At 71.2% G+C, this 884-nt stretch carries 1 protein-coding gene; it reads right to left on the reverse strand.

Annotated elements, in window-relative coordinates; translation table 11 throughout:
• Positions 1-884 (reverse strand): efflux RND transporter permease subunit (locus FV228_RS31060; protein ID WP_187277989.1); only part of this gene is annotated, 884 nt, incomplete at both ends.

The raw sequence follows: 884 nt of genomic DNA on the forward strand, positions 1-884 counted from the left end.
GCCCGGCGCCGCGGCGCCGGGCGAGCACCCGGTGCCGGAGGCGGTCGAGGGTCAGGTAGACGACGGGGGTGGTGTACAGGGTCAGGATCTGGCTCACGATCAATCCGCCCACGATGGCGATGCCGAGCGGCCGGCGCAGCTCGGCCCCCTCGCCGGTGGCCAGGATCAGCGGCACGGCCCCCAGCATGGCGGCGAGCGTGGTCATCATGATCGGCCGGAAGCGCACGAGACAGGCCTCGCGGATCGCATCCACGGGATTTGCGCCCCGGGTCCGCTCGGCGTCGAGCGCCACGTCGATCATCATGATCGCGTTCTTCTTCACGATGCCGATGAGCAGGAACACCGCGATCAGCGCGATGATGGTGAATTCGGTGCCGGTCACCAGCAGGGCCAGCACCGCGCCGACGCCGGCCGACGGCAGGGTCGAGAGGATCGTCAGCGGGTGCACGAAGCTCTCGTACAGGATGCCCAGCACCGCGTAGACCGCCAGGATCGCGGCCAGGATCAGCAGCGGCTGGCGCGAGGCCGAGGCCACGTAGTTCTTGGCCGCGCCCGCATACTCGCCGTGGATCGTCGCCGGCAGGCGCAGGGACGCCATCGCCCGGTCGATCGCCGCGGTGGCGTCCGACAGGCTCTTGCCCGGCGCGAGGTTGAACGAGATCGTCGTGGCGACGAACAGGCCCTGGTGGCTCACCTGCACGGGGGCGCTGCCCGGCTCGATCCGGGCGAAGGCCGAGAGCGGCACCATGGTCTCCTTGGCGGACGAGACCGGCGCGCTCGAGGAGGCGCCGCCCTTGCTCGCCGCGATGGCGTTGGAGGAGGCGTTGCGGGCGGAGTCGGACGCGATCGCGGCGGCGTTCGAAGCGGCATCGGCCGTGTTGGTG

It is taken from the genome of Methylobacterium sp. WL18 (assembly GCF_008040015.1).
GTDB classification, from domain to species: domain Bacteria; phylum Pseudomonadota; class Alphaproteobacteria; order Rhizobiales; family Beijerinckiaceae; genus Methylobacterium; species Methylobacterium mesophilicum.